Consider the following 2,065-nt stretch of genomic DNA (forward strand, 5'->3'; position numbering starts at 1 on the left):
GCGGCGGACGACCAGCCCGAATCGCCGCACGCGCCCTTCCCTGAGCCACAACACCCTCCACGTTCGAGGTGTTGCGACGATCGGTTGAATCCGCCGTTGCTGCCGCGGTCGGAGTGGAATATGGCGCCCTTTGCGAGCTTCCTGTTCCGGGCCGCGTTGCTGATGGCCCGGGATATCAGCGACGTCTGGTAGTGGTCGTCCATCGCGTAGCCGATGACCTCTTTGGTGCAGCAGTCGATGACGGTCGCCAGATACAGCCACCCTTCGCCGGTAGGAATGTAGGTGATATCGCCGACGAGCTTTTCTCCGGGTGCGTCGGCGGTGAAGTCGCGCCCGACGAGGTCCGGTACCCGGCCCGGTGCCGCTTGGGTCAGCGACCACGGCTTCGGCCTCGGCTGGCAGGGCACCAGGCCCAGCTCACGCATCAGCTGCCGGACCAACTCCAGGCCGGCGGCGACGCCCCAGCGGAGCAGCTGGGCGTGGATGCGCCGGTAGCCGTACGTGCTGTCGGACATCTCAAATGCTTTCTTGATGAGGAGCCGCAGTTCCTCGCGCCGCTGGGCGGTCGCGGAGTCGGGCCGGTTTCGCCAGTCGTAGTAGCCAGATTTGGACACGCCGAGTTGTCTGCACATGAACTCGACGGAGTACGCGCACTCCGCGTTGTCGAGCCGCATCGATTCGATGAACTCGTACTTGCTCGCTACCGGGGATCCCTCGCGAAGTACGCTGCGGCTTTTTTCAGGAAGGCGACTTCCATCTCCAGTTCGCGGTTTCGGCGCTCAAGCTCCTTCAGCCGGGCCCGCTCGTCCACCGGCAGCGGTCCGTCCTGCCGACCGTGTTCACGCTCATATTTGCGCACCCACGTGCGGAGCGTCTCGGGGTTCAACTCGAGTTCCCGGGCGACATGAGCGATCGGTTTGCTGGACTTCAACGCCAGCTGGACCGCTTCTTCGCGGAACTCCGGCGAGTACGGACTTGGACGTGCCACTTGCTACTTCCCTCGATTCCTTACAGGACAACCCTATTGGGTCCCTGTCCGGGATCTTCGAGGCCCCTCAGTGCTCACACCCCGGCATCCGGCCATTGCCATACGGCGGCATCGGCATCCGCGTCACGTACACCCTTCAGCTTCACGTCAGCCATGGATTCGACTTCGAAGAAGCACAACGGATCCGTGATGATCCGCAGCGTCGGGGTCCCTCTGCCCTCTTCCAGGTTCGAGGCGATGACGAGCGAGTAGTTGCTTCCCTCTGCAAGCGCACGCGTGAGTTCCGCGCTGGTGAGAGAGACGTCGGCGGGCTCTGGTCCGCCATGAGCCTTGATCTCGTAGAAGTGGCCTGTTGAGTCGACGACATCCGCCCCCAGTCGTTGAAGACCTCGCTGATCTTCCAGTGTCCGCCCACTCGCGCCAACAATTCGGCAAGTAGTGCCAGGACGGTCTTCTCCTTATCCCGGTCCTGATAGCCGAGCAGTCCGGAACGTTCATTGGGCGCGGCCCCGCCCTGACGCGGTTGCGGTAGTGAGGCGGCACGTCGGCTTCTCGAGGAGGACGCAGAGCGAGACTGCGACGAGGAAGCAATACGGGTGGCCTGTGGGGTACGCGCCTGTAGTTCGGCCAAGGAGACCAGCTTGCGAGGCTCAACCGACGGCGGGGTGGGCGGGGTCCCAACGCCGGAAGGCGTGGGGACCGACGGAGGAACTGGGATCGACGGAGGTGACGGGACTCCTGTGGGTGAGTTCACCGGGCCGCTCGGCTGAGCCGGAACCGTGGGGCCCGAGGGCCGCGACAATTGCCGCTCCCGCAGCTGCGAGACCAAACGCTCGCGGTCCTCATGATCTTGCTGACCAGATGGGACGAGGGGAGTGGCGGGAGCGTCCTCCGGCCAGTCCGTCTCCCAAAGATCGCGCCAACGGTGGCCGACGTGCGCGCGCTCCGCTGCGAAGAGGGAAGCGACGGCCAACCCTCCTCCCTGATGTTGCTCCGGTTTGGTGGACACCTACCCGCTTGGGGACACTGGTCCCCGCAAGGAGGAGTTCATCGTGCCAAGGACGCGTCCGGCCTACC

The 2,065-nt window shown here is 64.6% G+C and carries 2 protein-coding genes; both read right to left on the reverse strand.

What is annotated here, in order from left to right; genetic code table 11:
• The coding region (locus ABZV31_RS38170; RefSeq protein WP_355901474.1) for an IS3 family transposase at positions 1-683 on the reverse strand (683 nt) is incomplete at its 3' end.
• Positions 684-700: 17 nt separating this feature from the next.
• Positions 701-988: a transposase gene (locus ABZV31_RS38175; protein ID WP_355901472.1), complete on the reverse strand. Its 288-nt coding sequence runs from the start codon at positions 986-988 to the stop codon at positions 701-703.
• Between the last annotated feature and the right edge of the window lie 1,077 nt (positions 989-2,065).

The organism is Streptomyces sp. NPDC005202 (assembly GCF_040608235.1).
Taxonomy (GTDB): Bacteria; Actinomycetota; Actinomycetes; order Streptomycetales; family Streptomycetaceae; genus Streptomyces.